At 40.3% G+C, this 24,358-nt stretch carries 28 protein-coding genes; 6 read left to right on the top strand and 22 right to left on the bottom strand.

What is annotated here, in order from left to right; genetic code table 11:
* Positions 1 to 329 precede the first annotated feature (329 nt).
* Complete coding sequence (locus ACEQ1T_RS19100) at positions 330 to 935, top strand: DedA family protein (RefSeq protein WP_197249434.1); 606 nt, start codon at positions 330 to 332, stop codon at positions 933 to 935.
* Between the two features lie 52 nt (positions 936 to 987).
* Here ACEQ1T_RS19100 and ACEQ1T_RS19095 read toward each other — a convergent pair whose 3' ends face one another.
* The 15 genes from ACEQ1T_RS19095 to ACEQ1T_RS19025 form a co-directional block, all read right to left on the bottom strand.
* Complete coding sequence (locus ACEQ1T_RS19095) at positions 988 to 1,803, bottom strand: lipid II flippase Amj family protein (RefSeq protein ID WP_370224279.1); 816 nt, start codon at positions 1,801 to 1,803, stop codon at positions 988 to 990.
* 109 nt (positions 1,804 to 1,912) lie between these two features.
* A complete protein-coding gene (locus tag ACEQ1T_RS19090; RefSeq protein WP_370224278.1) occupies positions 1,913 to 2,455 on the bottom strand; it encodes a DUF1572 family protein in 543 nt (180 codons plus the stop codon).
* 276 nt (positions 2,456 to 2,731) lie between these two features.
* Complete coding sequence (locus ACEQ1T_RS19085) at positions 2,732 to 2,863, bottom strand: hypothetical protein (RefSeq protein WP_370224277.1); 132 nt, start codon at positions 2,861 to 2,863, stop codon at positions 2,732 to 2,734.
* Between the two features lie 211 nt (positions 2,864 to 3,074).
* The gene (locus ACEQ1T_RS19080; RefSeq protein ID WP_206843788.1) at positions 3,075 to 3,428 is read right to left on the bottom strand and encodes a VOC family protein; all 354 of its coding nucleotides are present in this window, start codon (positions 3,426 to 3,428) and stop codon (positions 3,075 to 3,077) included.
* Between the two features lie 33 nt (positions 3,429 to 3,461).
* Positions 3,462 to 4,295, bottom strand: coding sequence for an aminoglycoside 6-adenylyltransferase (locus tag ACEQ1T_RS19075; RefSeq protein ID WP_370224276.1), 834 nt, complete (start codon positions 4,293 to 4,295; stop codon positions 3,462 to 3,464).
* Between the two features lie 82 nt (positions 4,296 to 4,377).
* Positions 4,378 to 4,923 carry a general stress protein gene (locus ACEQ1T_RS19070; protein ID WP_370224275.1) on the bottom strand — a complete coding sequence of 182 codons (546 nt, stop codon included), beginning with the start codon at positions 4,921 to 4,923 and terminating at the stop codon, positions 4,378 to 4,380.
* 103 nt (positions 4,924 to 5,026) lie between these two features.
* Positions 5,027 to 5,392 carry a DUF805 domain-containing protein gene (locus tag ACEQ1T_RS19065; RefSeq protein WP_206843781.1) on the bottom strand — a complete coding sequence of 122 codons (366 nt, stop codon included), beginning with the start codon at positions 5,390 to 5,392 and terminating at the stop codon, positions 5,027 to 5,029.
* Positions 5,393 to 5,755: 363 nt separating this feature from the next.
* Entirely contained in the window at positions 5,756 to 6,193 is a 438-nt protein-coding gene (locus tag ACEQ1T_RS19060) for a hypothetical protein (protein ID WP_206843779.1), read from the bottom strand.
* Between the two features lie 23 nt (positions 6,194 to 6,216).
* Positions 6,217 to 6,696 (bottom strand): hypothetical protein, encoded by a 480-nt coding sequence (locus tag ACEQ1T_RS19055; RefSeq protein WP_206843776.1) that lies wholly within the window; start codon positions 6,694 to 6,696, stop codon positions 6,217 to 6,219.
* Positions 6,697 to 6,936: 240 nt separating this feature from the next.
* Positions 6,937 to 7,437 (bottom strand): RNA polymerase sigma factor, encoded by a 501-nt coding sequence (locus tag ACEQ1T_RS19050; RefSeq protein WP_370224273.1) that lies wholly within the window; start codon positions 7,435 to 7,437, stop codon positions 6,937 to 6,939.
* Positions 7,438 to 7,453: 16 nt separating this feature from the next.
* A complete protein-coding gene (locus ACEQ1T_RS19045) occupies positions 7,454 to 9,673 on the bottom strand; it encodes a histidine kinase dimerization/phospho-acceptor domain-containing protein (RefSeq protein ID WP_244671271.1) in 2,220 nt (739 codons plus the stop codon).
* Positions 9,651 to 10,343, bottom strand: a complete 693-nt coding sequence (locus ACEQ1T_RS19040) for a response regulator transcription factor (protein ID WP_206843773.1) — start codon at positions 10,341 to 10,343, stop codon at positions 9,651 to 9,653. The genes ACEQ1T_RS19045 and ACEQ1T_RS19040 overlap by 23 nt, the downstream gene beginning before the upstream one ends.
* Positions 10,344 to 10,583: 240 nt before the next feature.
* On the bottom strand, positions 10,584 to 11,705 hold the full coding sequence (dnaN, locus tag ACEQ1T_RS19035; RefSeq protein ID WP_206843770.1) for a DNA polymerase III subunit beta: 1,122 nt from the start codon (positions 11,703 to 11,705) through the stop codon (positions 10,584 to 10,586).
* A gap of 69 nt (positions 11,706 to 11,774) precedes the next feature.
* A complete protein-coding gene (locus tag ACEQ1T_RS19030) occupies positions 11,775 to 12,230 on the bottom strand; it encodes an NUDIX hydrolase (RefSeq protein WP_370224272.1) in 456 nt (151 codons plus the stop codon).
* A 19-nt stretch (positions 12,231 to 12,249) separates the two neighbouring features.
* Complete coding sequence (locus ACEQ1T_RS19025; protein WP_370224280.1) at positions 12,250 to 13,062, bottom strand: pentapeptide repeat-containing protein; 813 nt, start codon at positions 13,060 to 13,062, stop codon at positions 12,250 to 12,252.
* A gap of 159 nt (positions 13,063 to 13,221) precedes the next feature.
* On the opposite strand from ACEQ1T_RS19025, the gene ACEQ1T_RS19020 reads away from it, so the two are divergent.
* Positions 13,222 to 13,563: a hypothetical protein gene (locus ACEQ1T_RS19020; protein WP_206843765.1), complete on the top strand. Its 342-nt coding sequence runs from the start codon at positions 13,222 to 13,224 to the stop codon at positions 13,561 to 13,563.
* Positions 13,564 to 13,599: 36 nt separating this feature from the next.
* On the opposite strand, the gene ACEQ1T_RS19015 is transcribed toward ACEQ1T_RS19020, so the two are convergent.
* Positions 13,600 to 14,388 carry an aminoglycoside adenylyltransferase domain-containing protein gene (locus tag ACEQ1T_RS19015; RefSeq protein WP_206843763.1) on the bottom strand — a complete coding sequence of 263 codons (789 nt, stop codon included), beginning with the start codon at positions 14,386 to 14,388 and terminating at the stop codon, positions 13,600 to 13,602.
* A gap of 225 nt (positions 14,389 to 14,613) precedes the next feature.
* Between ACEQ1T_RS19015 and ACEQ1T_RS19010 the strand changes: the two genes are divergently transcribed.
* On the top strand, positions 14,614 to 15,543 hold the full coding sequence (locus tag ACEQ1T_RS19010) for an ABC transporter ATP-binding protein (protein WP_370224270.1): 930 nt from the start codon (positions 14,614 to 14,616) through the stop codon (positions 15,541 to 15,543).
* Positions 15,503 to 16,666 (top strand): ABC transporter permease, encoded by a 1,164-nt coding sequence (locus ACEQ1T_RS19005; RefSeq protein ID WP_370224269.1) that lies wholly within the window; start codon positions 15,503 to 15,505, stop codon positions 16,664 to 16,666. Before ACEQ1T_RS19010 ends, ACEQ1T_RS19005 begins: the two co-directional genes overlap by 41 nt.
* A 119-nt stretch (positions 16,667 to 16,785) precedes the next feature.
* Here ACEQ1T_RS19005 and ACEQ1T_RS19000 read toward each other — a convergent pair whose 3' ends face one another.
* Positions 16,786 to 17,952: a TraB/GumN family protein gene (locus ACEQ1T_RS19000; protein ID WP_206843757.1), complete on the bottom strand. Its 1,167-nt coding sequence runs from the start codon at positions 17,950 to 17,952 to the stop codon at positions 16,786 to 16,788.
* Between the two features lie 220 nt (positions 17,953 to 18,172).
* Here ACEQ1T_RS19000 and ACEQ1T_RS18995 point away from each other — a divergent pair, with 220 nt between their 5' ends.
* The gene (locus ACEQ1T_RS18995) at positions 18,173 to 18,799 is read left to right on the top strand and encodes a metal-dependent hydrolase (RefSeq protein ID WP_206843755.1); all 627 of its coding nucleotides are present in this window, start codon (positions 18,173 to 18,175) and stop codon (positions 18,797 to 18,799) included.
* A 28-nt stretch (positions 18,800 to 18,827) separates the two neighbouring features.
* On the opposite strand, the gene ACEQ1T_RS18990 is transcribed toward ACEQ1T_RS18995, so the two are convergent.
* The 4 genes from ACEQ1T_RS18990 to ACEQ1T_RS18975 form a co-directional block, all read right to left on the bottom strand.
* The gene (locus ACEQ1T_RS18990) at positions 18,828 to 19,274 is read right to left on the bottom strand and encodes a GyrI-like domain-containing protein (RefSeq protein ID WP_206843753.1); all 447 of its coding nucleotides are present in this window, start codon (positions 19,272 to 19,274) and stop codon (positions 18,828 to 18,830) included.
* A gap of 402 nt (positions 19,275 to 19,676) precedes the next feature.
* A complete protein-coding gene (locus ACEQ1T_RS18985) occupies positions 19,677 to 19,886 on the bottom strand; it encodes a DNA-binding protein (RefSeq protein WP_206843749.1) in 210 nt (69 codons plus the stop codon).
* Positions 19,887 to 19,899: 13 nt separating this feature from the next.
* Positions 19,900 to 23,118: an SNF2 helicase associated domain-containing protein gene (locus ACEQ1T_RS18980; protein WP_370224266.1), complete on the bottom strand. Its 3,219-nt coding sequence runs from the start codon at positions 23,116 to 23,118 to the stop codon at positions 19,900 to 19,902.
* A 122-nt stretch (positions 23,119 to 23,240) separates the two neighbouring features.
* Complete coding sequence (locus tag ACEQ1T_RS18975; protein ID WP_206843743.1) at positions 23,241 to 23,705, bottom strand: hypothetical protein; 465 nt, start codon at positions 23,703 to 23,705, stop codon at positions 23,241 to 23,243.
* A gap of 47 nt (positions 23,706 to 23,752) precedes the next feature.
* Between ACEQ1T_RS18975 and ACEQ1T_RS18970 the strand changes: the two genes are divergently transcribed.
* Positions 23,753 to 23,896, top strand: a complete 144-nt coding sequence (locus ACEQ1T_RS18970; RefSeq protein ID WP_206843989.1) for a hypothetical protein — start codon at positions 23,753 to 23,755, stop codon at positions 23,894 to 23,896.
* A gap of 42 nt (positions 23,897 to 23,938) precedes the next feature.
* Here ACEQ1T_RS18970 and ACEQ1T_RS18965 read toward each other — a convergent pair.
* On the bottom strand, positions 23,939 to 24,358 hold a 420-nt coding region (locus ACEQ1T_RS18965; RefSeq protein WP_370224264.1), incomplete at its 5' end, for a LysE family translocator.

The following is a 24,358-nucleotide window of genomic DNA, read 5'->3' as shown; positions in this document are numbered from 1 at the left end:
ATATCTTTGAACTTCGTGAACTGTCTAGCGCAAGCAGGATGTGGGTCATGCAGACGTTGCCACAGGACGTGGCGTTTTTAGTCTGCGTTCATTCGTGAGCAAGGCGCTTGCGCTTTTCTTATTGTCTAGCTTCAGCGCCTACCCCCTCGAGGTCACAAGCCAATCCTCTCAAAAAGGCAAAGGACGCCTTTCCGTGAGGCTCGTCTTGTGCTTGAGGCCCACAGGATGTGGGTCATGCAGACGTTGCCACAGGACGTGGCGTTCTTAGTCTGCGTTCATTCGTGAGCATGCGCTTGCGCTTTTCTTATTAATCAACAGGATGTGTGGCTATGTCAGAAATTATCATCAGCTTTATTGATTTCTTAAAACAGTTTTCTTACTTTGGTATTTTGCTTTCATTATGCTTTGAATTTATCCCGGCAGAAGTGGTTCTTCCTTTGGCAGGCTTCTGGGTCTTCCAGGGAGATTTTAATTATTATTTAGTCGTATTAGCAGGTACAGTGGGAGGAACGATTGGACCGCTGACATTATATGCATTGGGCCGATATGGCGGCCGCCCAATGGTTTTAAAGTATGGGAAATATTTCTTAGTTTCGCAAAAACAAATTGATGCTTCGGACAAGTTTTTTGAAAAGTATGGCGCAGGAGTAGCTTTCTTCGCCCGTTTTATGCCAGTTGTCCGTACAGCGATCTCCATTCCATGCGGGATGGCCAAAATGAATGTGTGGAAGTTCTCTATCTATACATTCCTGGCAATGCTGCCGATTACCGCATTCTATGTTTATTTGGGATATAAACTGGGCCCTCATTATAAAGAAGCAGAGGAAATCTTTAATAGCTATGCCCTGCCTCTCGCCCTGATTATTATTGCAGGAATCATTATTGTGTTCACATACAAATATGTAAGCAAGCGCAAGAAGAGTCAAAGCATTTAAATATACAAACAGACGGCACTGAATCGACAGTGCCGTTTTTTCTGTTTATGTTTTATACAAAAAACTTTGAAGCCCAGGCAATATAATACGCACCAGGTATAAACATGATTTGTGCAAGGACTGTTCCAATCAATCTGGAGGTAACCATCATAATGGAAATGCCTTTTAAATTCGTATACTTGGCCTTCCCATGCACCACATTATCTGACATGACAGATATTTTCGGGTCCACAAAAATGGTAAGAAGGATCGTTGCCACACCGTTTATGAGTCCAGATGCCATTATAGCAGTTCTTTCACTTTCCTGAGAAAGCAAGGAAGCATATAGAGCTGCCAATACTCCAATTGTATAAATGGCTGTTACAAACATATTGAATAAAAATAGCCGTTTCGGTATTTCACTTAGTTTAAGCCCATTTAAATAGGAAATTTTCGGAATCTTAAAATGTTTGATTGCTTTCTTTGCTGATTCCCAATTAAACCCGATTTTCAGCAGTGAAGGTACTGACCCTCCCTCATCGGCAAGACGGATTATTGCTCTAGAGAAAATGGCTATGAACGTCGGGAGCAATAGAATACCAATGATGGTACCTATTGTGGATGCCCCTATTAACACCCTGAATTGACTTTCAACATAACCGAGAAAGTCTTGTTCGGGCGCAGTATCAATAATACTGCCAAGCAAAGGCTGCTGACCCATATTTGCCATTCGTGAAACAATGACAATGGTACTGAACAAAGAAAGCCCTGATGCTATCAGTTTGACCCTGGCACCCGATAATCGGACTGCATAAGCCAGTGTTTCAATACTATGTATAAGGATAATAAATAAAGAAGTAAACACGATTTTCCCTGTAATTAGATCCAAAAAGAACACTTCTTTCGATTTTTCCTTATTATACCATTAGGCTAGTAATGTATGAAGCGCGACGAAGTAGATAAATACAGACGAAAAAATATTGCAAATATTACACTGCCTATTGTCCGGCTTCATGCTTGTCGAGCATCTCCTTAAGAAATTCATCAGATTTCCCTTTTGGAATACTGAGGCTTTCCCACTCACCGTTTTTAATTAGCTTCCCGATATAAACAATCTGTCCAACATGATAAGAATAATGCGCCATTTGCCTTTCAATTGCATCCACTACCATATGACTTTCGCCGCGAATAGTGATATTTTTAAGCAGATCCTGCTCTTTTAAACTATCTAAAGCGGAAAACAGCACCTTCCACCCTTTTTCCCAAATTAATATTAGTTCATCCTTTGAAGCCGTAGCTGTCGAGAACTCCTCATCCCTGTTTCGATAAGGCTTTTCTCCATCTGATGTCAAAAAATCGGTCCACCGTGAAACCATATTGCCGCTCATATGCCTGATAATCACCGCTGTACTATTGGACTCTTCATTGCAAGCCCAATTCAATTCCTCCTTGGAAAGCCGCTGAATGGTTATATCCGCTAACTCCTTCACAGCCTGGAACCTTTTCTTTACGATTATTAGATAATTTGCACCTAAGCTCATAGTATGGCCTCCTATTTATCTTCAGTAAGTTTGGGACTAATTAGAACCAAACCTGCGAAACCGTTTTATGCAGACACAGGATTAACTACCAGTTTCCCTGGACCGTCGTCATTTCCGTCGATATTCATCTCGATTAACTACCATTTTCCCTTGACCCTCTTCTTTTTCGTCGTTAATCTTCTTGATTAACGACCATTTTCCTTCGTCCCTTATCTTTTTCGTCGTTATTCTTCTTGATTAACGACCATTTTCCTTCGTCCCTCTTCTTTTTCGTCGTTATTCTTCTTGATTAATGACCATTTTCCTTTCGTCATTTTCGTCGCTAATCTTCACAAGCATCTGGAGCATCACCATATATTTGTTATTTACCTGCTCATAGCTTGGAATAGTCTTACACAAAAATACCATTGAACTTCATCCCGCTTATGTAACTATCGATAATTTCACCATGTTTCAAGCTGCTGTTTTTTATTTTACTGCCTTCTACGTTACATCTTTCAAATGGAATAGGAGTCTTATCCTCCCTAAGATTCGTGTCAGCAATCTTACTTCGCTTAATGTAACTTTTTCAATTAAGAGTTCTCCTTTATCATGACAGAAAGCAAGAGGGATGCCCATCTTATCCCTTTCTCTGAATAAGCCCAAACCCAAGCCCGACCGGATCCACCAGATAGGCAAGATAAAAATCAGCAAATTCCATTTTATCCCTTACCACCATTGCCCCATTTTCTTTTGCCAATGAAATGGATTCGTCAATCGATTCCACTTCTATCTGAATACGGGTTCCATGCGGGTAATCGTGTGGCCCTTTACTAATGCCCCCATTTATTGCATGATTTTTGTCATTACCTGTCTTGACTGGCCAGTATCCCCAATTCGGTTCTTCAATCTCCCATCCGAAAACATTGGAATAAAACTCAGCTGCTTTTTCCGGATCCTGGCTGTTTAATTCAAATCCAATTACTTTTGCCATAATTTCGCCTGCTTTCTTTTATTATTTTATGGCTCAATTAACCATTTCGAGTACCTTATCCACCCAATCTTCATTTTCTTCCAGTCCAACCTTGTGACATAGACATGCATGTACTCTTTTGAATTCCGGGAAAATGCTTGTCATCACCTTCATAATTTCAGAGTGTTCCGCACTGCTGAACCATTCCTCCAACAGTTTTAGCTGCCAGGTCTCCAGTTTGCTCCTTGGTCCCTGCAATTTGGCCCAGTCTCCAAAGGTATTTGGCTGCAGTCCAGCCTCCATATGCCATGCGGTTATCATAGATAACCGGAGATTGTCCAAGCAGTGCAGAGCGTAATATATCTCCCCCCGGCTCACTCTTCTGTATATCTCATGTATATATGCAAAAAATTTATTTCTCCAGCTCTCTACTTCTTCAAGAGTAGGCTGGTAAGTTAAAACTTTTGACTTTTCCGATAATGTAAGCATTAGTCTATCCGTATCATGAACAATCTTTATATTTTGAAGCCATACAGATGGCTGGAGCTGTTGGGAACGATAATAAAATGCATCAACTTTAATAAAATTAGTATAGTGTGCAACAATATATGATGAACGGGGATTATCTTCAAAGAATAAAACATTTCCCCATTTTTTCGCCCTTACCTTTTTATTAAGCCTATATTCCTCAAATACCTTATCATGCACGACAATCCGCAGATCAATGTCTGAAAATAAATCCGCACTGTTCTCTCCTATTGAACCGCCATAAAAAACAGACAATACATTTTGATCATGGATCAAATCTTTTTCAATGGAATGCATTATTCTTTCTCTATGTCGTGGAAGTTCAGAATCTCTTCCTTTGTATTTAGCATATAATCCCATTCATTCCTGGCCAACTCCCTTATACATTATTCCGTCTATACTTTACCAATTCTGTGATTCTACCAACTCCTGTTCAGTATGCTCACCGTAAATTCCTGCTTTCTGCTTTAATATTTTTCAGCCTTTTAAAATCCTTGCTCAAGCATGCTTGTTTAAAACGCTTTGTCTGCTTGAGGCTGTTAATGTCAGAGCGATTATCATAAGATAGCTGAATATGAAAATAGTTAATATACTCCAGAATGGCAAAGATATAGATAAAGGCGGCAATGGTTATTCCCTGAGGGATTGATGGTTGCCACATATAAAAATCTGCAATGAAAGCAGCCGGAATTATTAATATCGTAGCAATGTTCCATTTTTTAATGGCCCATAAATGCTCAACCAACCTGATCGGGGCAGCTGATGTATTTTCCTTTTTTAGGCGCTTCCATTTTACAAACCAATAAATGGAGCCTTGAAGGAGTAAGTACTCCAGCAGCAGAAATGATGACCAGAAAGAAAATAGTGAATATAAATGGAGATCAGGATATGTATAATTCACCAGATAACTGATAAAAACAAACATTATGAGGCTCGTCGTTTCTCCGGTATAAAGATATGAAAGTCTCTTCAATACTCTATTCCTCACCTAAATTCCTCACTTCCGGGTAAAGATACCACTTAAAAGTAATACGAATTTTCTTCAAAAATAGTTTCAAAAAAAATTCCAGCCGAGGCGGCTGGAGAATTTTTTATATTGCTTTTTTAGGATTAGGCCCGTATTTATTTGATCCAGGTTCGCTGTCCATTAGAGTAAAGATGAGGATAATAATCCCTCCGATTAAAGGAATCAAAGATATTAAAATCCACCAGCCGCTTTTCCCTGTGTCATGGAGTCTTCTGACAGTTACAGAAAGACTCGGAATTATCATAATCACAGAGAACAGGGTTGTAAGAATTCCAATGTCCTCTGTAATCTCCAATCCCAGCGCCATCTCAATAACCGTTAAAATGATTGAAATGACAAATGTAAACAGAATAAACATCCAATAATCTTTTCGTCTGGATCTCCCGCTGAAATTAAATGATTCTTTAAGCACCTTAATAAATGCATTCATGCTGTTTCACCTCCGCTGTACACATCCATCTATTATATCAATAATAAAAACCATTTTTCAGCAGGGAAAAATATGGTTTTATAACGAAAATTGAGATGTCTCCCAAAATGCAAGAAAAGACTCCTGCCTCTGATAATCGAAGCAGTGGTCTTTTGTTCATTTTTTTCTCATATTACCAGATAAGGACTGGCACAGAATAATTTTTTTCGGCGTATTTCTATAGTGGTGATGAACTTGAAAATACTAAAAACAATCCGAAATGTGATAAAGCACGAGGCCAAGAGTTTCTTCGGCAACAGAATGGCCAGGCATAAAGATAGGCTCCCAAACAGATAAATGAGCTTCCTGCACAAACAGGAAGCTTTAATTTGACCTAATAAAATGCAAATGCCAGCGCACAAATAAAAAAGCTGCAAAATAATAGGGGGCAGAATACCACCATTTCCAGGAAAAGTAGTTTAAAAAGTTCAGCTTGACGGTAACCATTTCGAAAAGAAGTGAAAAAATGACCCAGACTGCTGTATAAAAGAAAAAAGAACGCTTGCTTTCTGGCATGAAATTTAAAAAGATAATCCCAAATGATGCTCCAAGAGTCAGTTCAATGATGTGGACTCCCAGCTGCACTCCCCCGCCATTTAGCTCATAAAGCCGAAAATAAAAACTTAGTATTACATCCGTACTTAAGTTAATTAAGGCAATAACAACCCAGCTGACATAAATTTCTTTTCTCGTTAAACGCCTTGGCATGTACCTGATTACCAGCAGATTTATAGCCAATGAAAGATAAGGAAACCAATACATACAATAAACCGCCTTTAATTGTTTCAATACTTTTTATGTAAGAAACTTTTCTGCTCTAATAAAAGCATAAATTTATAAAATAAAACGAGAGACAGCAGAAGAAATGGATCAACCATAATCGAATACCATATCTTCCATGTGCCATAGTTAAAGAAACCCCATGGTTCGGGAAGCAGAGCCGCCATTTCATATAGGATAATTCCCGCAACAAAGAAAAGCAGATAAACCATTTTTTTAAGAACGCCTTTTGAAAAAGGGAATCCATTCAAAAAAATGATGTTCACCGGCGGAATTAAAAATAACCTCGGCAGCAAACCTACCCATTCAACACCTGGAGAAAAGTACCAATAATGATGATGTTTAAATTCAACAATTAAATCAAATAACATCTGAAAAGCAATCGTAAAAGTCCAGATTTGCAAAACTTGGCTGGGAGTCATTTTATTATTTATTTTGAAGGCAGCCATATTAAAGGCGATTATTGAAGCTATAAGTAAGATCATATCTATTCCTTATATCTCTTTCTCGAAAGTTTTTATTATTATTTCCTAATTCGGCCGTCTGCTATGCAAAAGCATATAAGACAAATAACCGTGAAGAAAACAAGAGTTTGAAAAAGTCATAATGCCATCCGAACCAATATCGATAAGAAGTACGGGTCCATTGGAACTGAGTGCAGGATGGGTAAATATAAAAGAGAGCAAGCGGCCGATCTTATTGGCCAATTGCTCTCTTTTTCGTTATTATGCGCCCATTTGCACCATCATTTTCAGCTGCTTTCGAGCCCTGAAGATCCTGGTTTTTACAGTTGATGGATTTAAATTAAGCATAGCCGCTATTTCCCTTTCCTTTAATCCCCGGTCAATTTTCAGCAAAAGAATATCTCTATAGCTGCCTGTCAGCTGCTTTACGGCTCCGGTGATTTCTTCAGCAGCAAAGCCGGATTCAACTTCCTGCTCGACATTCTGTTTTGCAGCTACACCGAGGCATTCCAGCATGTCCTGCTCCATCGGCACAGCAGCCTTTCGCCTTTCTCTTCTAATAACATCCAGGGCGGTCCTTCGGGCAATGACAGACAGCCATGCGCCCGCTTTTTCTTCATCGATAATCGTTTCCGCTTTCTTCATGGCTTTAATAAACGTTTCCTGAACGATATCCTCCGCAAGATAATCGTCTCTTGTCATCGAGAAACATATATGATAAAGGCGTTTATAATGACACGTATACAGCTCGGTAATATCCATAATTCATCCTCTTCCCTTACTCCTCTATATTCAGTGAAATGCTCACCTTGAACAAGTCACCATCTGTATCTATTTCAAGATTTCCATCATGAAGATCTATAATCGATTTGGCGATGGCGAGGCCAAGACCTGAACCATCTGTATGCCTTGATTTATCTCCTCGTTTAAAACGCTCGAACAGTTCTTCACTTTGATCGTCTAATTCATATTTAGAAACATTTTTAAACGTTATAACTGCCTGGCCTTTCACTTTCGTTATCGCTATATAAACCCGTGAGTTTTCCAATGAGTATTTCAGTATATTGCCAATTAAATTATCAAAGACTCGCCAGAGCTTTTGACCATCTACAAATGCGATTGCCGGATGATCAGGCTTGGTTACTCTGAAATGAAGGTTAGATTCATTAATCGCGTTATTATGCTCCGCGAGAGCCTGCTGCAGCAGCTGGACGAGGTCCACTCTTTCTTTCCTAAGCTCGATATTGCCGCTTGCCATCTTTGAGACCTCGAATAAATCATCAATTAAAACTTTTAATCGTTTTGACTTTCTGTCAATGATTTCAAGGTAGGCTGAGCGATCTTCTTGTGAAACCTCACCTGACTTCAGAAGCTCTGTATACGTAATAATTGAAGTCAATGGTGTTCTTAAATCATGGCTGACATTTGTAATCAGCTCCGTTTTCAGCCTTTCGCTTTTTGCCTGCTCGCTAAGGGATGTTTTTACGCCCTGCTTCAATACATTCATATTTCCTGCGAGTGAAGCGAGAACACCTTTTCCTTTAACCGGCAGATCCTGTCCCATGTGACCCGTTGCCAATTCATTTGCGGTGTCGACAATTCGGTTGAAATAGCCTACGCGCCTGATTAGTGCCATAAATAGCGGAATACCAGCAAGCGCTAAGACCATTACATAAAACAGGGCAAATAGCGGATGGAAGAACATGACAATGGAACCCATTCCCATTCCAAAGATAATGATTAAAACAACAAACAGCTGAGTTCCTGTACTCCGGTTTAAAAAGGCTTCCTGCAGGCTGGATTTCAAACCACAAGCCGCTCTATAAACCAGACTCTTTCTCAAAATTGCCTTTGCTTTTTCCCAGTCTTTAAATTCATCAGCAATATATTTCAGCTGCACAATTGTCAGACCGCAAAGAACCGATGCTCCCAGAAGCACAATAATCAATTCAATAATACGCGGCAGGATATTGTAGGAGTCTATTAGAAAATCATTTATCAGAAAGAGCGCCAAAATGCTGCCCATTACAGCAAATCCCAGAAAGATTATTCTTAAGTCTATAGGCAGCTTATTATATAAAGGCTCCCACCTTTTAATTTCAGCTGATAGGGCCTTTGACTTTCTGCCAGCAATCAATGCAGCGATAACGGCCAAAACAGCTGAGCCGCCATAAACGAATAATACAATCTGCTTTTGTTTGAATTGATTATTTTGGTCAATGAACATATTTGAATCAGGAAGATTTTTATCCAGGCCTATTTGACCCTTAAAGTAGCCTGATTGCGATTCTGTCAGCGACTGTTCATACTCCTCATATCCCCCCATGATAAAATGAAGGAAATAATTTTTGTCCATGGTGTAGTCGGTATGATATACCATCTCTTTTTTCATTACTTCATCCGGAGACTCATTTTTGGACAAAGTTAAATTGGTGTACACTTCACCAGTAGCAGTGTCCTCAAAATAATAGGTAAATGAATCCTCATAAAAATCGTACTGATCCCGCAATTGTTCTTTTTCCTTGAAAAACTCTTCTATTTTTTCTTCTTTTTCTTTCATTACCTTAGGCCGTACGTGTTCATCACTCTCAAAGTTCTTCGTAATATCTTCGATTCTTTTGTTCATCTGATCGGTCAAAGCCTTGGCAAATTCATTATTTTCAGTGTCCTTTGCCTCTTGGATTCTATATTCATATTGGTTTCTAATATTATCTATTTGTTCAGGCAGAGTACCATAACGATAGCGATGTTCATTAATGTCCTCTTCCGTCACCTCAATCGCTTTCTTGGCTTCTTCCAGTGTGATGTTATTCAGTTCAAACATTTCCAGGTATCCGGCATACTGATCCAAGTCGCTTCTGAACTGATTTGTATGATAATAGTCAGGGTTCGCATATTCCCTTCCGTTTATCAGAACAGATAAAACGCCGCTCGCTCCGAAAGCAAATAAAACCGTTATCATCGCAATGATGAATTTATTTTTCCATCTTGTATCCAATTCCCCATACCACCTTTAAAAATCTTGGATTCTTCGGATCGATTTCAATTTTTTCCCGGATTTTCCGAATATGGACTGCAACCGTATTTTCTGCGTTATAGTACGGCTCGTTCCATACCCGTTCATAAATTTCATTAATGGAAAATACGCGCCCGGCATTTGTCATTAAAAGTTCCACAATTTTATATTCGATCGGAGTCATTTTCACTGGCTCGCCATTAACACTCACTTCTTTTGCTTCCTTATCCAGCATTAGACCGTTCAGATCGATCACCTTTTTAACTCCTTCAAACGTTCCGAATGTCACATATCTTCTCAGCTGCGATTTCACACGGGCAACCAATTCCATGGGATTGAAAGGCTTGGTCACATAATCATCAGCTCCAACCTGCAGCCCCAGGATTTTATCTGTATCCTCTGTTTTGGCGCTCAGAATAATAATCGGGATGTTTTTCTTTTCGCGAATTTTATATGTAGCAGAAATGCCGTCGAGCTTTGGCATCATGACATCCAAAATGATCAGATGCACCTGGTTCTCATTCAATATCTCCAGAGCTTCGATTCCGTCTTTCGCCTTCAAGACGGTAATGCCTTCATTTTTAAGATAAATTTCAATGGCATCTCTTATCTCTTTTTCATCATCTACGACAAGTACATAATAGTTATCCATAATTCCCCTGCTTTCAAGGTGCTCTTTTCATATTTTTATACTAAACGCAAAATCTTAACATTAATGTAATAGAAATCTTAAGAATTTCTTAAGATTGAATCTGCATTTCTTAAGTTTGACATCCCTTCTATTTTATAATGGATGGAAATGGAAATACAGACTTGAAATTGTAAGCCATAAAAAAGCACCATCCGCCAGCTGACCTGGCTGGTGAATGGTGCAAAAGATTAATTACAGCTGTTAATACGAACGGACGGGCGAAACAAGCTGAATATACGACCCGTCTCTGAAAGGCTTGACTATAACAGGCTTCATTGAACCGCTGAAGCATAAAAGAACATACTCTTCCTGTATAGCTTTTAGGGCATCCATCAAAAAGTTTCCATCAAGCGATATGGATAGTTCCCGCTCGCCAATGATTTCTAATAGAGGCTGTGTTTCTTCAATTTTTCCAATGGCAGAGGAAACAGAAGAAATTTTCAATGTTTCTTCCTTTATCTCCAAGAGGACATTGTTATTCTTCCACTCGAGGGCAAACAGGCAGGCGCGGTCAATTCCCTTTAATAGTTTCTTTGCATCCAGTTTTATAACTGTTTTCGCTTCATTAGGGATCAGTCCTGTTACATCAGGATACTTGCCTTCAATAAGCCGTGAGCAGAGCATGATTGAATTTGTTTTGAAAACTAAATAGCTCTCAGATGAGAAGATTTGTATTTCACTTTCGTCCTGATGAGCCAATAGCTTTAAAAGTTCCTTAAGGCTGGAGCCGGGAACAATGAAAGACCCTTGGGAAGCAGAAACGATTCCTGTCTCCAGAAATGCTAATCGATGTGAGTCAGTTGCCGCACACGAAAAGTGATTTTCTTTAACAATCATATGCACGCCTGTGAGCACCGGCCTTGTATCATTCTTGGAAACTGCAAACACGGTCTGCTTTATCATTCCCGATAATTTAGCAGCGGAAATTTCGATCCCGTGCGAATTTTCAATTTCAGGAAGTTTTGGATACTGTTCAGCTGGAAAACCATTAATATATGTGATAATTTCATCTGATATGATTGTCACCTTATGCTTTTCATTGACTTTGATATGTATATCACCAGGCAGCTTTTTAATTAGCTCTGTCAGGATTCTGGATGTTACTACAACACTCCCGGTCTTTACTATTTCCAGCCCTTCTGCAGCAGCAGGAATGACTTTTTCAATCACAATATCAGAGTTGCTTCCGGTGAGTCTTAAAAGGTTCTCACTTGCAGTCAGCTTAATCCCGGTTAAAATAGGAAAAGGTGTCTTGGCAGAAATTGCACTGCTTACTTCTCCAACAGCTTTATTAAAATAATCATTCTTAATTTTAAACTCCATTCATACCCCACCTAATTTTTTCGATAGGGTATTCTTTCGACAAAATTCCTGAAAATTCCTTTTCCCTTATCAGCTTAACTTTGTTTGAAACAGTTCTAATGGATAAAGTTTATCAGCTTTTACAGCATCATGGATTTGCCTTATGACTTTGGCATCGCGAAGCTCCTCGTCTTTCAAGCTATTAAGGTTTGACAGGTTCACCCACGTGCTATCGGCAATTTCCTCTTCCTGAAGATGTAAAAAGCCCCCTCTAATTTGAGCGATAAAATGAAATAAGATGACCTGATGGTTCGTACTGCTGATAAAGTTATAGATTCCAGTGGTATGGGTCAGGTTTACATCCAGGCCCGTTTCTTCTTTAACTTCTCTGCAGGCAGCCGCAAGGATATCTTCCCCTTTTTCAACATGGCCAGACGGGAAATTCCATTTATTCTTTACTGTGGCTTTATTCTCTTTTATCATCAGCATTTTGCCTTCTTGTATAATTGATGTGCTGACAACCAGCACGATTTCGTTCTGTGTCATTAGGCATCTCTCCTTCATTTTAATTCACCCAATGCTGTGGTCTCTTCAATAACTTTGGCAGCTTCGTATTCATATCCCCTTTTGCTGAATTAACCTGAGCCTGTGTTAGAAAAATACTTCCCATTAGATTGGCTCCGCTTAAATTTGCGTCCCTAAAGTCTGCACCAATAAGATCCGTATATCTTAAGTCAGCTTTGCGAAGGTCAGCTGCAATAAATAAGGATCCTCTTAAATTCGCTCCGCAAAACACCTCACCGCTTAATTTGGCTCCGATAAAATCTCTTCTGCCGCTATATTTTTTCGCGGATTTTTGATTCAAACCAGAGTTCTTCCTGGCAAACTCACTGGCTTTTAGAAGCAGCTTATTGACTTCTTCCCTATGTGCCTGGACATCAACAGCCATAATTAAACCCGGTTCCATATTAGTTAAATCCTCTGTTTTGTCCAAAATTTCTCTGACTTCACCATGAATAGGCTTAGCGGCTTCCAAATGTAGAACTTCTGTTAAGTAGAAAAGCATTTCATGAAGCTGATGCATAATTGGAAACACATCAAACATCTCTTTCTCAAGTCCGGGATAGATGCGCCAGTCTCTATTCTTAAAAGTGTGTTGTGATACTTTTTGGCCTGCTCCAAAGCATTCAAATGAGGTGCATCCTCTGAAGCCTTTTTCCCTGAGGTCTGCATGTATTTGACAGCGAAAATCAGCCTGCAGATTGGGGCAGGGCTTACCTGCTTCCTTATCAAAAGCAAAGTCAGCAGATTTTGCATATGGCAGGGCCACACAGCAAAGCCCGAAACAATTTTCACAATCGGGTATTAAAGCACTCATTTGTTTAGGCAAAACGCGCACATCCTATCGTTCAAAGTACAGGAAAGATTTCAGCAATATTTTATCATTTGCTGCTGTTCTTGACTTTCCTGCCATTAATGTTTATTCTTTCTGCAAATGGAAATTATTCTTAATATCTCATTATTAAGGAGTGACTTCATGTCAAGGAATAAATATAAAGAAAAGGCAATGAGTGCCGTAAGCAAGCTAAAATCCAATCTTAAAGGGAAGCTTTATGAAATGGCAGACATTCCTTCCGTTACTGTTAAGCAGCTCTCAGATTTCATCCTTCAGCATCCCGACACACAAATAACAAAGAAAGAACTCCTTGGAAATACTTACACTTTTTATCATCTAAATGCGAATGATGACTTTCTGTATATGGAAACAATTAATGAACGGATTCTTCAATTGGATGGATCCTCACACGGAAAAAAATTTGTCTCTTATCGATCCTATCGGGATAGCCATAACTTGAACACACCAATGAGGATGACATAGCGGCCTCACTCAAGTGAGCTTCATATCAAGGGAAGCTCACCTGTTTTTGATTGCTGCTGACTGGCTGATAAGATATTTTGACAGCTTAATAGTCTCTTCAATTCGATCACGCTTTCTTGCATAATGTCTCTTTTCCTCACCTCTGCGAATATTGATGGCATCCACTATGATTGGGTGCCATTTTTCCGGCAAATGCTTTAATGAGTACTCCCCGGCCCCTTGCTTAGAGATAATATCCTTCTCTCTCAATGTGTAAAACTGGCGCAATAGGCCGAGCACCGTCCATTCAACTTCTTTATCAATCTCAGAGTCGTCTATTTGTGTAAGTTCATCAATCGATTTCTCGAATGTCCGGATTCGATTTGCCCAATATGTATTCATGTTCTCGTAAGTGTATGAAACCAAATCATTGTCATTTATCTCTATAGCCGGAATAGCCCCATAAATGGCAATTCCCTTCCTTTTTAAAAGCCACCAGGTGACCGGATTCAGGAAGTGTCCATAATTCATTGTCCTGTTATTATAAAAGAAACATTCACCAAGCGTTCCTAGGTCATTTTGAGTTAAATAAACCCCATCCATCTCAGGAAACTGATATTTGTCTGCTATTACCCTATGAATCTCCTCAGCCTTTTTCAATTCTGTTTCAGTTAAACCGCTTTGTGTAACCGCAATAAAATCAATATCGCTTGATCCTTCCACAAAAGCATCCAGTGCAAGCGATCCGTGCAAATATAAGCCTGCAAGCTGATTGGGCATATATTCATTTACTAAATGTATGTACTCATTTAATAAATCTTCAACCACTTTTGGAAGTTCTCTCATTTTCACTTCTCCCCTAATTTCTGATAGAAAAAGCCTTTCACATATCATTTTAAAACACAGCAATCATCTTTTCTATATCGGTTCGTCCCATATTATGGAACAAGGATCGATATATTAAGTTTACTAAAAAAGTGAATTTTTTCAAAATTAGTAACGTATTAAATAGAAGGTTAGGAATTTTGCAGGATAGAGACATCCAACTTGTCATGAAAGCGGGGAAAATGAATGACTGTGTTAAAGGTAAGGAATCTACAAAAATCCTTTGGCCAAATAAAGGCTGTCCAGGATATAAGTTTCTCGGTTAATGCCGGGGAAGTCTTCACGATTATCGGTCCAAACGGAGCTGGCAAAACGACTACACTGGAAATGATCGAGGGCCTTGTTTCACCCGATAATGGTGAAATACAGTTTGGCGGGCTCGATTGGAAAAAGCATGCAGTGTCAATAAAGAAGAAAATTGGCGTCCAGCCTCAGTCGAGTGCCATGTTTGATTTATTAACACCCGAAGAAAACCTGAACCTTTTTGCTTCCTTTTACGACGATGCCCGACCAACGGAAGAAATACTGGAAATAGTCAATCTTACTGAGCACCGCAAAAATCATGTAAAAAAACTTTCAGGCGGCCAGAGGCAAAGACTTGCCATTGGACTGGCGCTGATTAGTGACCCTGAAATCATATTTCTGGATGAACCGACTACCGGCCTTGATCCACAGGCCAGAAGAAACATTTGGGATATCATTCTTCATCTTAAAGAACTAGGCAAAACGACCATCCTTACCACTCATTACATGGAAGAAGCAGAGAAATTAAGTGATCGTGTATGCATCGTGGACCAGGGGAACGTGATTACACTTGACTCCCCTTCCGCACTCATAGAGAAACTTACAGATGAACGGGAAATAAGATTGAGTTTTCTAGATGGCGAAGGTGCCGCAGAGGATGCTGATATATTCTCGAAGGATCTGGAATCCGTATCCAGAACGGAACGGGAAGGGGCAACTCTGAAAATATGGGCAGCAAAGCCTGAAGAAACCCTTTTGGACTTATTTAGGTTTACAAAAGAAAAGTCATACGGGGTGGAACAGGTCTCCATAAGGGAAATGAGCCTGGAAGATGTGTTTATTGCGTTTACCGGCAAAGAATGGAGGGATTAAGATTAATAGATTCAATCAATTTAAGATGATGTTTTTGGCACAGCTGAAATTAACTCTTCGAGAAAAACAGGCATGGTTCTGGGGCATCTTTTTCCCGGTTATTTTAATGGTTATATTTATGGTCATCTTCAGCGGAAATTCGGATGAAGAGTTTAAAACTGAAGTGGCTGTGGTGGATTCAAACCCGAATCCTGCTTCAGAGATGATGCTTACACAAATCAGCGGACTTCCCGTTTTTGAAGTCAAATCAGGTAAGCCTGTCACAAGGGATAAAGCGGAGGAATGGGTAAAAGATCAGGAAGTGGCTGCCGCCATCATCCTGCCGGAGTCAGCAGAAGCTTCCTCTGTTTTCCTTGTAATAAATAAAGAAAATGAACAGGGTGCAGCAGCCCAGGCCATTTCCGGCATACTGGATAAGTTTGTCCAGCAGGCCAATTTAATGGCTGCAGGTGCTTCTCCGAAATATGATCTGCAATATGAATCGATTACATCAGGCACCAATGAACTGGATTATACAGATTTCCTTTTAACCGGGATGATTGCATTATCCATTGCCCAGGGCGGCATGTTTGGCATGGTGGATCTGGTGGAAATGCGCAGAAAAGGGTTAATCAAAAGGCTGCGAATGACACCGGCAAATATGGGCATCTTCGGTTTAAGCGATATGGTAATGAGGCTTTTGTTCAGTATTGTTCAGATTATCCTGCTTTCTTTAATAGGAGTCTTCGTATTTGGCGCCAATCTTTATATAAATCCTCTTACCTTGATTATCGTATTCCTGATAGGAGCTTTATCCTTTAATGCACTTGGCTACTTCTTCTCATCTTTCAGCAAAACAACAGAAGCTTATATGGGAGTAGCCAATATCTGCAGCTTTCTCATGATGTTTTTAAGCGGAGTGTTCTTCCCAATTGAAACGATGCCTGAATGGATCCAGCCAATATCAAGCATCCTGCCGCTGACCTATTTTGCTGAAGGCTTACGGGAAAGCATGGTGTATGAAACCGGCATTGCTACAGCAGCACTTTGGGCAGGAATAGGCGTGATGGTGATCTGGGGAGCAATCACCTTCCTTTTGGGATCGCTGCTTTATAAAAGAAAGGCGATTGCAGCAGATAGATAATGAAAAAGCGCCAGCTGCCAAAATCGGCAAGCTGGCTCAGTAATTTTTTGGAGGTATAAAAAATTCATTAATATTGATAAAGAATGAGATCATCTTGATTTCATCCCAGAAAAGCTTTCTTACAAATTTTCAAAAAACACTCTGATTACATCAGCTCCCCCAATAAAGGTACCCAATGAGCTTCCCAAATTGGATAGAACAACAATTAATAAAATCCGGCTTACTTTGTTTCTCCAGAATCCTTTAACACTGAATACATCTTCAGTTAAGGTTTCAAAATCCCTTACATTCGGACGCCGCATATAAGCCTGAGTCAGTCCGGCAAACCAGCCTGCTGCAAGAAGGGGATTCAATGATGTAATTGGCGCTGCAACAAAGGCAGTTAAAATTGTCAGCGGATGTCCCATTGCAATGGCAGCCCCCAGTGCTGACAAGGAACCATTCCAGATAATCCAGCTGATAGTCTGTGCAAGACCCGCAGAAGGGTTTGCGAAGAATGTATAGGCGATTATGGCTAAAATAAACACCGGAATACTCCAGCCAATGATCTTTGGAACATTGGATTTTGGAGGACGCTCAGTCAATTTGGCCATGTCCTGTTCTTTTTTGATTTCCTCTTTGATCCCCGGTACATGGGCTGCCCCAAGCACCGCTACTATTTTTTCTCCTGGTGCATCTTTAATTTTTTGTGCCAGGTATTGATCACGCTCGTCAATGAGCGGTTTCTTTAATCGCGGAAAACTATCTGTAAATTCATTTAGAATCGCATTTATCGTATCCTGATTTTTCATTTTCTCAAGTTCTTCTTCAGTTATGGTATCTTTGCTGAAAATACTTGCTATTACTTGACTTAGAAGCAGGGATTTTCCTTTTAATCCGAGGTTGCCCCAAATCCTGGCAAAGGTAATCTGGATATTCCGGTCCGCCAGAACAAGCTTTGCCCCGGCAGCCTTGGCTGATTCAATTCCCTGGATCATTTCCTGGCCGGCTTTAATGCCGAATTGGTCAGCCATGCGGTTTTGAAAGGATGAAATCGCCAGATTCATTAAAAGCAGTGATGCCTTCTTCTCCTTAATGACCTGAATGATATCCATTTCCTTCCACTTGCTGCCTTCTGTAATCGACTGATATCTCTGTTCATCCAATTCCACGCAAACAGAGTCAGGCTGTTCAGCCTCAATGACTTCCTTCACCTGTTCTGCACTGTGCTTTGAAACATGTGCTGTTCCTACCAGTATGTATTCCTTGCCGTTTAAATGAATCCTCGTTATGTTTTCCTCTGACATAAATACCTTCCTTAGATACAAATTCTAATATGTATGCTTATAGCTCAATGTATTGATTATACCATGAACTGTTTTAAGTATGCCCAGGATAATTAACTGCAGAGGGAATTTAGTCCTGAAATAAAAAATAATCTATTAACCTCTAAACAGAACAAATGTTTTGATATAATATAAGAATGCATGAAAAAAATGCAAATATCTCATAAAGGTGGAAATTATTTTGAATGGCACCGCCCATGCAGCAATAGGAGCAGCAGCAGGATACGTGGTTGCGAACACTGTTCATGCCAGCCCATCCACAACTCTATTATTAGTAGGACTGGGGAGCGTTTCTGGATTAATCCCGGACCTCGACATTGATGGAAAACTTCGTGACCGGCTAACACTATCACATGAAGTCGTTCGGACTGTTGCCCAAATCATAGGAATTTTAATGATCATATATAGCTTCTATGAAGGCTCGCCGAAAGAGAAATGGCTGGGAATCGCTATAGGAATCAGCATGACCGCCATTTCTGCGAAAATAAGGCAAAAGCATATGCTGACCATTACGGGAATTGGCGTCCTGGCGGGAGGCATCTCTTTGCAGGAACTTTGGCTGATATTATTTGGGATTTATATATTGATAGCTTCCTTCGTTTCCCACCGCAGTTATACACATTCTATCCTGGGTGTTATTTTTTTCGGATTCATCTCTGCAAAATTTGAAGCATCGCTTGGCATAGAGGGTGTATTTTATACATGCCTCGCCGGTTATATAAGCCATTTGTTAGCCGATATTAAATTGCTTCCATTTAATAAAAGGGGAATAAAGCTTTTTCTCCCGGTTTCGTCGAAAGAGATCTAAGAAAGGCAGCCGCTCAGAGTTTGAGCGGTTAGTTTTTAATTGGAATATATACTTCTACATCCTCATCCTCATTTTCAATAGGATAATAAACTTCCAAAATATAATGATCAAAGGACTCACTCTGATAACCCTGCTCATTAATCCAGTTAGTTAGCCGCGCATACAAATCGCCCATCTTAGCTGCCTTCCCTCTAATGGATGCATACTTATGCTGCACCTCCAAATACTCCATCCCATCTGGTAATGTATCAGCTTTTTCACGAACTAAGTAACCGGTAAAAAATATTCCTTCTAAGTGGGCTTCCCCTCTCTTAGGTTCATAAATGGACACTTCAATTCCGCTGCTATGCTGTACAAGGTGTCCCTGCTTCAAGAAGTTCTGAGCTGCTTCAGGCACCAGATGGGCATATTCCTTAAAAAGACCCTTGCTCCTTATGACCGTTGCTTTAAACTCCTGCGAAACAACTTTACACATTATGAATCCCTCCAAATTATTAATACTAAGGATTTCTCTAACTTTTGGAAAATTCCTCCTTTAGTCTGATAGATTAAAAAGGAATCTTTCTAATAGATTGTTGTTTTTGCCCATGAATTCAGCCCGTTGATTTCAGCACGGGGCACTTGCTTTCCGCGGGGCGTGCGGTGAGCCTCCTCGTCGCTTTGCGCCTGCGGGGTCTCACCTGTCCCGCTGCTCCCGCAGGACACTTAATAAACTTCCTCGAACCAACAACTCACGAAGGAAATGCGTCAGCATTTTCGAGGATCAAGTGCCCACAGCGAAGATCAACTCAGCAAATTAAACTAAGTAATTAAAAAGCACCAAAACATACGAACACAGCCATAAAAAAGACGCGTCTCAAGAGTCGCGTCTTTCGTTCTAAACTTTAAATGTCAAACCTCTGTCTGCCATTGCCTTGCGAAGTTTTGCCATGGCATTTGGTCCCATTCCGTGAAGTTCCAGCAATTCTGCTTCAGAGGCACCGGCTAGCTGTTCCAGTGAAAAATAGCCCGCTCCCTCAAGTGCACGCACTGCTGGCTTTGCCAGCTTTTCAGGGAAGCTGCTCCCCTTCAGATTATTTTCAGGCATGGTATTTCTCCTTTTAGATCATTAATATTTCGCGTATATCTTCTTCCGTCAGTCTTCCGGCTGCACTTTCATTCGAATCGATGATTTCTTCAATTAAGTTTTTCTTTTTATCCTGAAGTTCATTCATCTTCTCTTCGATGGTGCCTCTCGACAATAATTTTATTACCTGGACAGTATTTTTCTGTCCTATGCGATGAGCCCGATCGGCTGCCTGTTCCTCAACGGCGGGGTTCCACCACAAATCATATAAGATGACTGTATCTGCACCAGTCAAATTTAGACCCGTACCGCCTGCCTTCAATGAAATCAGGAAAAAGTCGCGCTCTCCCTCATTAAATCGGCGGCAGATTTCCACCCTTTCCGCGGAAGGTGTCTGTCCATCCAGGTAGAAAAACGGCAGATCCAGAAGGGCAAGTTCCCGGCCAATAAGATCAAGCATTTTAGTGAACTGCGAAAAAATAAGCACTCTTCTTCCAGACAATCTGGATTCTTCGATAATTCTTTTGAGCTGTTCAAATTTTGCTGAACTCCCTTTATATCCATCCACAAATAAAGCAGGGTGGCAGCAAATTTGACGGAGCCGTGTCAAACCAGCAAGGATTCTTATGCGGTTTTTTCTGAGTGTATCTTTATTTAAATGCTTTAAGGTATCTTCTCTCAGTTTTGCCAGGTAAGCTGCATAAAGCTTCTTCTGATCCGGCAGCAATTCAGCAGAATCAATAAGCTCCATCTTTTCAGGCAGCTCTGAAAGAACATCTTCTTTCAGCCTCCTGAGCATGAAGGGACGAACCCTTCTGGCAATCGTCTTCCTTGTTAAATTTCCGTAATCCTTTAAGCCGCCAAACAATTCAGGGAAGACGACATGAAAAATAGACCACAGTTCCTCCGCAGAATTTTCAACGGGTGTGCCTGTTAAAGCAAAGCGATACTTGGCGTTAATTTTCTTTACTGCTCTCGCTGTTTGGGTTACCGGATTTTTAAATGCCTGTGCTTCGTCGAAAAAAACCGTGTAAAAATCCTGCATTTCATACCATTTAATATCTTTAAGCACCAAGGGGTAGGAAGTAATCACCACATCAATGCCAGATAAATCCGTTTGAAGCTCAGCCCGTTCATTTTGAGTTCCATCGATGACAATTGCCTGGATGTCCGGTGTGAACTTCGTCAGTTCGCTTAACCAGTTATATGTTAAGGATGAAGGGCACACAATAAGTGCAGGACCGGTATAGTCCCGAATTTCCTTAAGGTCAGACTGAATAAAAGCAATGCTTTGCAGCGTCTTCCCCAGTCCCATATCATCAGCCAAAATGCCGCCAAATCCATAATGCGCCATTGTCTTTAACCATTTAAAGCCGTTTTTCTGGTATTCCCTCAAAATAGGATTCAGGATTTCCGGCACAGGAATCTGGAGGCATGATGGATTCTGAAGCTCTTCTAAAAACTCCCTGAAGGATTCCTCATGGCGGAACATCTCCTGATCACTAGCTGCCTCCAGCATTCTAAGACCAGATACAATCGGCATGTTCAAACCGCTCTCCAGATCCTCAGCCTGTTGGGGCACAGCTTTCAGAAAACGCTGGATTTCCTCAAATTCTTTTGTTTCCAAAGAAAGGAGCGCGCCATTTTTCAGGCGATAGAATTTCCGTTTCTCCTCAAGTGCAAATAATACATCCCGTATCTCCTGATCAGCTATGCCGGTCAATTCAAATTTGAATTCCAGCCAATTCGTCCGCTCTTTTTTCATTTTTATCCGTATCTGCGGTTTGGCATTCTCCCTGAAAATACGATTTCTGACAGACGTAGTGGCATATATTTGCACCAGTTTTTGCAGTTTAGGTACAACATGATAAAGGAATTCATATTCCAGCTCTTCATTTTGCAGAAAATAGCCGCCATCCGTCTTTGCAAAGGAGCTTTCCTCCATAAGCTGAAGGATCTCATCCTCTAATTCCACATCTCTAATAATCCGCGTGCCGCCTTTCGGCTCTCTACTTTCAAGCGGATTGATCACGATATTTTCATAGTGAAATTCAATGCCTGCCAGAAGCCGGTTCCGCAGGCGATCTAAGTATAGCTTGGCAACCAAAGGTGTTTTCATAAATTTTTGTGACATGTCTTCAGAAATATGGACATCCCCCAGCTTTCTCAGTCCAGGGACCACTTTTTCCAGAAACAGTTCCATTTGTTCAGCAGCAACCGGAATCTGTCTTCTCCCGGCTGACTCCAGCATTTGTGTTAAATCATATAAACGCTGGCAATCTTCTTTATTGAGCGTGATTAATTTGCCGCCAGATAGAACAGCATAATACGAATCCAGGATCAGCATTCGATCCAGGCCAAAAACATTTAAATAACATTTCTCTTCTTTTTCGCTAAGCTCAAACCTTATAGGCAGCCGTTCCTTTGAAAAAGCCATCCTTTCATATGTTTTTCCCATTATCTCAAGCCTTACTTTCTCAGCGAGCGCCAAAACAGGCTTCAAACGTTCCCACGATGATGGAGGGATTAAGAGCATATGCTTGGTCGCAGTATAATCGAAATCATCCATTAAAGCCTTTATATAAATGGATTCATCGTGTATAAGCTGTATCAGCTGCTGAAGGACTGCATCAGCCTCAGGCGGGAAACAATGCAAAGCGGGGTCATAGGTAAAAGACAATGATAATGGGCTTGGCTTCCCCTCTTTTACAGAGTGAAGAAATTGCCGGATATCAAGGACAGCGAGTTGACCGATGGTACATTTTACTGCTAGCAAATAATGCCCCTTCCCCAAATGAACAGGCACACATGTGAATTCTGGATGGAGCACCTGCCTGTTTTCAAAATGAAGCTGGTGTCCGCTTGACCTTCTTGGCTGTTCACTGAAAAGTGTCATGAGACCATCAGTTAAGACGTGTTCGGGAGAAACCCTAAGGGTGACTGCTGAATCCTTTATCATAGGCGATCTGTGCTGCTGCATATCATAAATTGCCAGCAGCACAGCCGCTGCATGCTGGCATTCTTTATCAAACGAAGCCAGCTTTGGACAGCTGCACAATATCTTAAAACTGTTTCCGGATGTTTTCTCGACCGAAACGAAAAAATCTTCACCAGCAGATACTGTTGCTTCACAAATCTCCTCATCGTAATTATTTATTGTTACCCTCTTATTACGGAAAAAAGCGTCCCCTCTTTTGAAGGAGACAGTACCGCACATTTCTTTTATTAATTTGTGAGTCAATTTAATATCCACAAACGTTCTCCTTCCGGGAATATGTATTACTAAATTGTATCACAGTCATCTGCCATAAATCATTTCATCTAACACAAAAAAGGGAGAGCAAATCCCCCTTTTAGAACATCATTTATACACTGTTATTTAAGTTCCCCTTCCAGCCTTGTAATCAGCTTATAGAATTTGAGTATCAATATTAGCAGCAATGGATCGACTAATGCTGCATGCCATATTCTCCACCAGCCATAATTAAAATATCCCCAGGGCTCGGGCAATAAAGCGATGACTTCATACAGCAGAATGGCAACTACCCAAAAAATAATATAAGAAAATCGTTTAATAAGATCTCCTCTGAAAGGATACCAATTCAGAAACATCATATTTACTGGGGGAACCAGTACAATATGTGCCAGCAGTCCTCCCCAATTTGGCTCTTTGTCAAAGTACCAGTATCCCCAATATTTAAACTCAATCATGACATCAAATATCAGCTGAGCTGAAATTGTGAATGTCCATATATGTAAAATTTGATTCTTAGTCAGACGTTTTTTTGTTGTAAATGCAATGAAATTAAAAAGAATGGCAGCTATTATCAGTCCAATCATGAGCAGAATCCTTTTTATTTGTTAATGTCTCATAGCTGGCTATTATTATGCATGATTTGGTAACATTATTCATATACCAATTCTTATTAGAAGGAGATCTCGATGGAGTGCTCATACTTTCGAAGTATCTTCCGGCCATTGAAAAGCTGCCAAAAGGCGGGCCGCTGACAAAGGATCAATTAATCCAATAAAAAAACTGCTTTAACCTATTTTAGAGGTTAAGCAGTCCCTTCTTAAGGCTGTTTCTCAAGTGCCAATTTAATGCCAAAGCCCATTAAAACCACACCAGAAACTCCTTGAATTGCATTATTAACAGAAGGTTTTTTCAGCCAGGCCCTGAAGAAGTCGATCAGATATACATAGAAAAAGAACCAGATGATTGTAATAAGACTATATATTAAGCCCATCGCAAGAAATTGCGCAAAGTGATTCCCTTCCGTACTTAAAAATTGGGGAAAGAATGTTAAAAAGAACACAGCTACTTTTGGGTTGGACACACAAGTAAAAAATCCTTGCAGAAAATGCGATTTGTTCTTCTTATGCTTTCTATCCGTATCAGCTGGTTCTTGCTTATTCGATAGAGACTTTAACGAAACGATGCCCAAATAAATAAGATATAGCGCACCAGCATACTTAATAAAAGAAAAAATGTA

Origin of the sequence: Cytobacillus sp. (genome assembly GCF_964223445.1) — a bacterium.
In the GTDB taxonomy this organism is placed as follows: Bacteria; Bacillota; Bacilli; order Bacillales; family Cytobacillaceae; genus Cytobacillus.
This window is presented reverse-complemented; position numbering and strand designations above follow the sequence as displayed.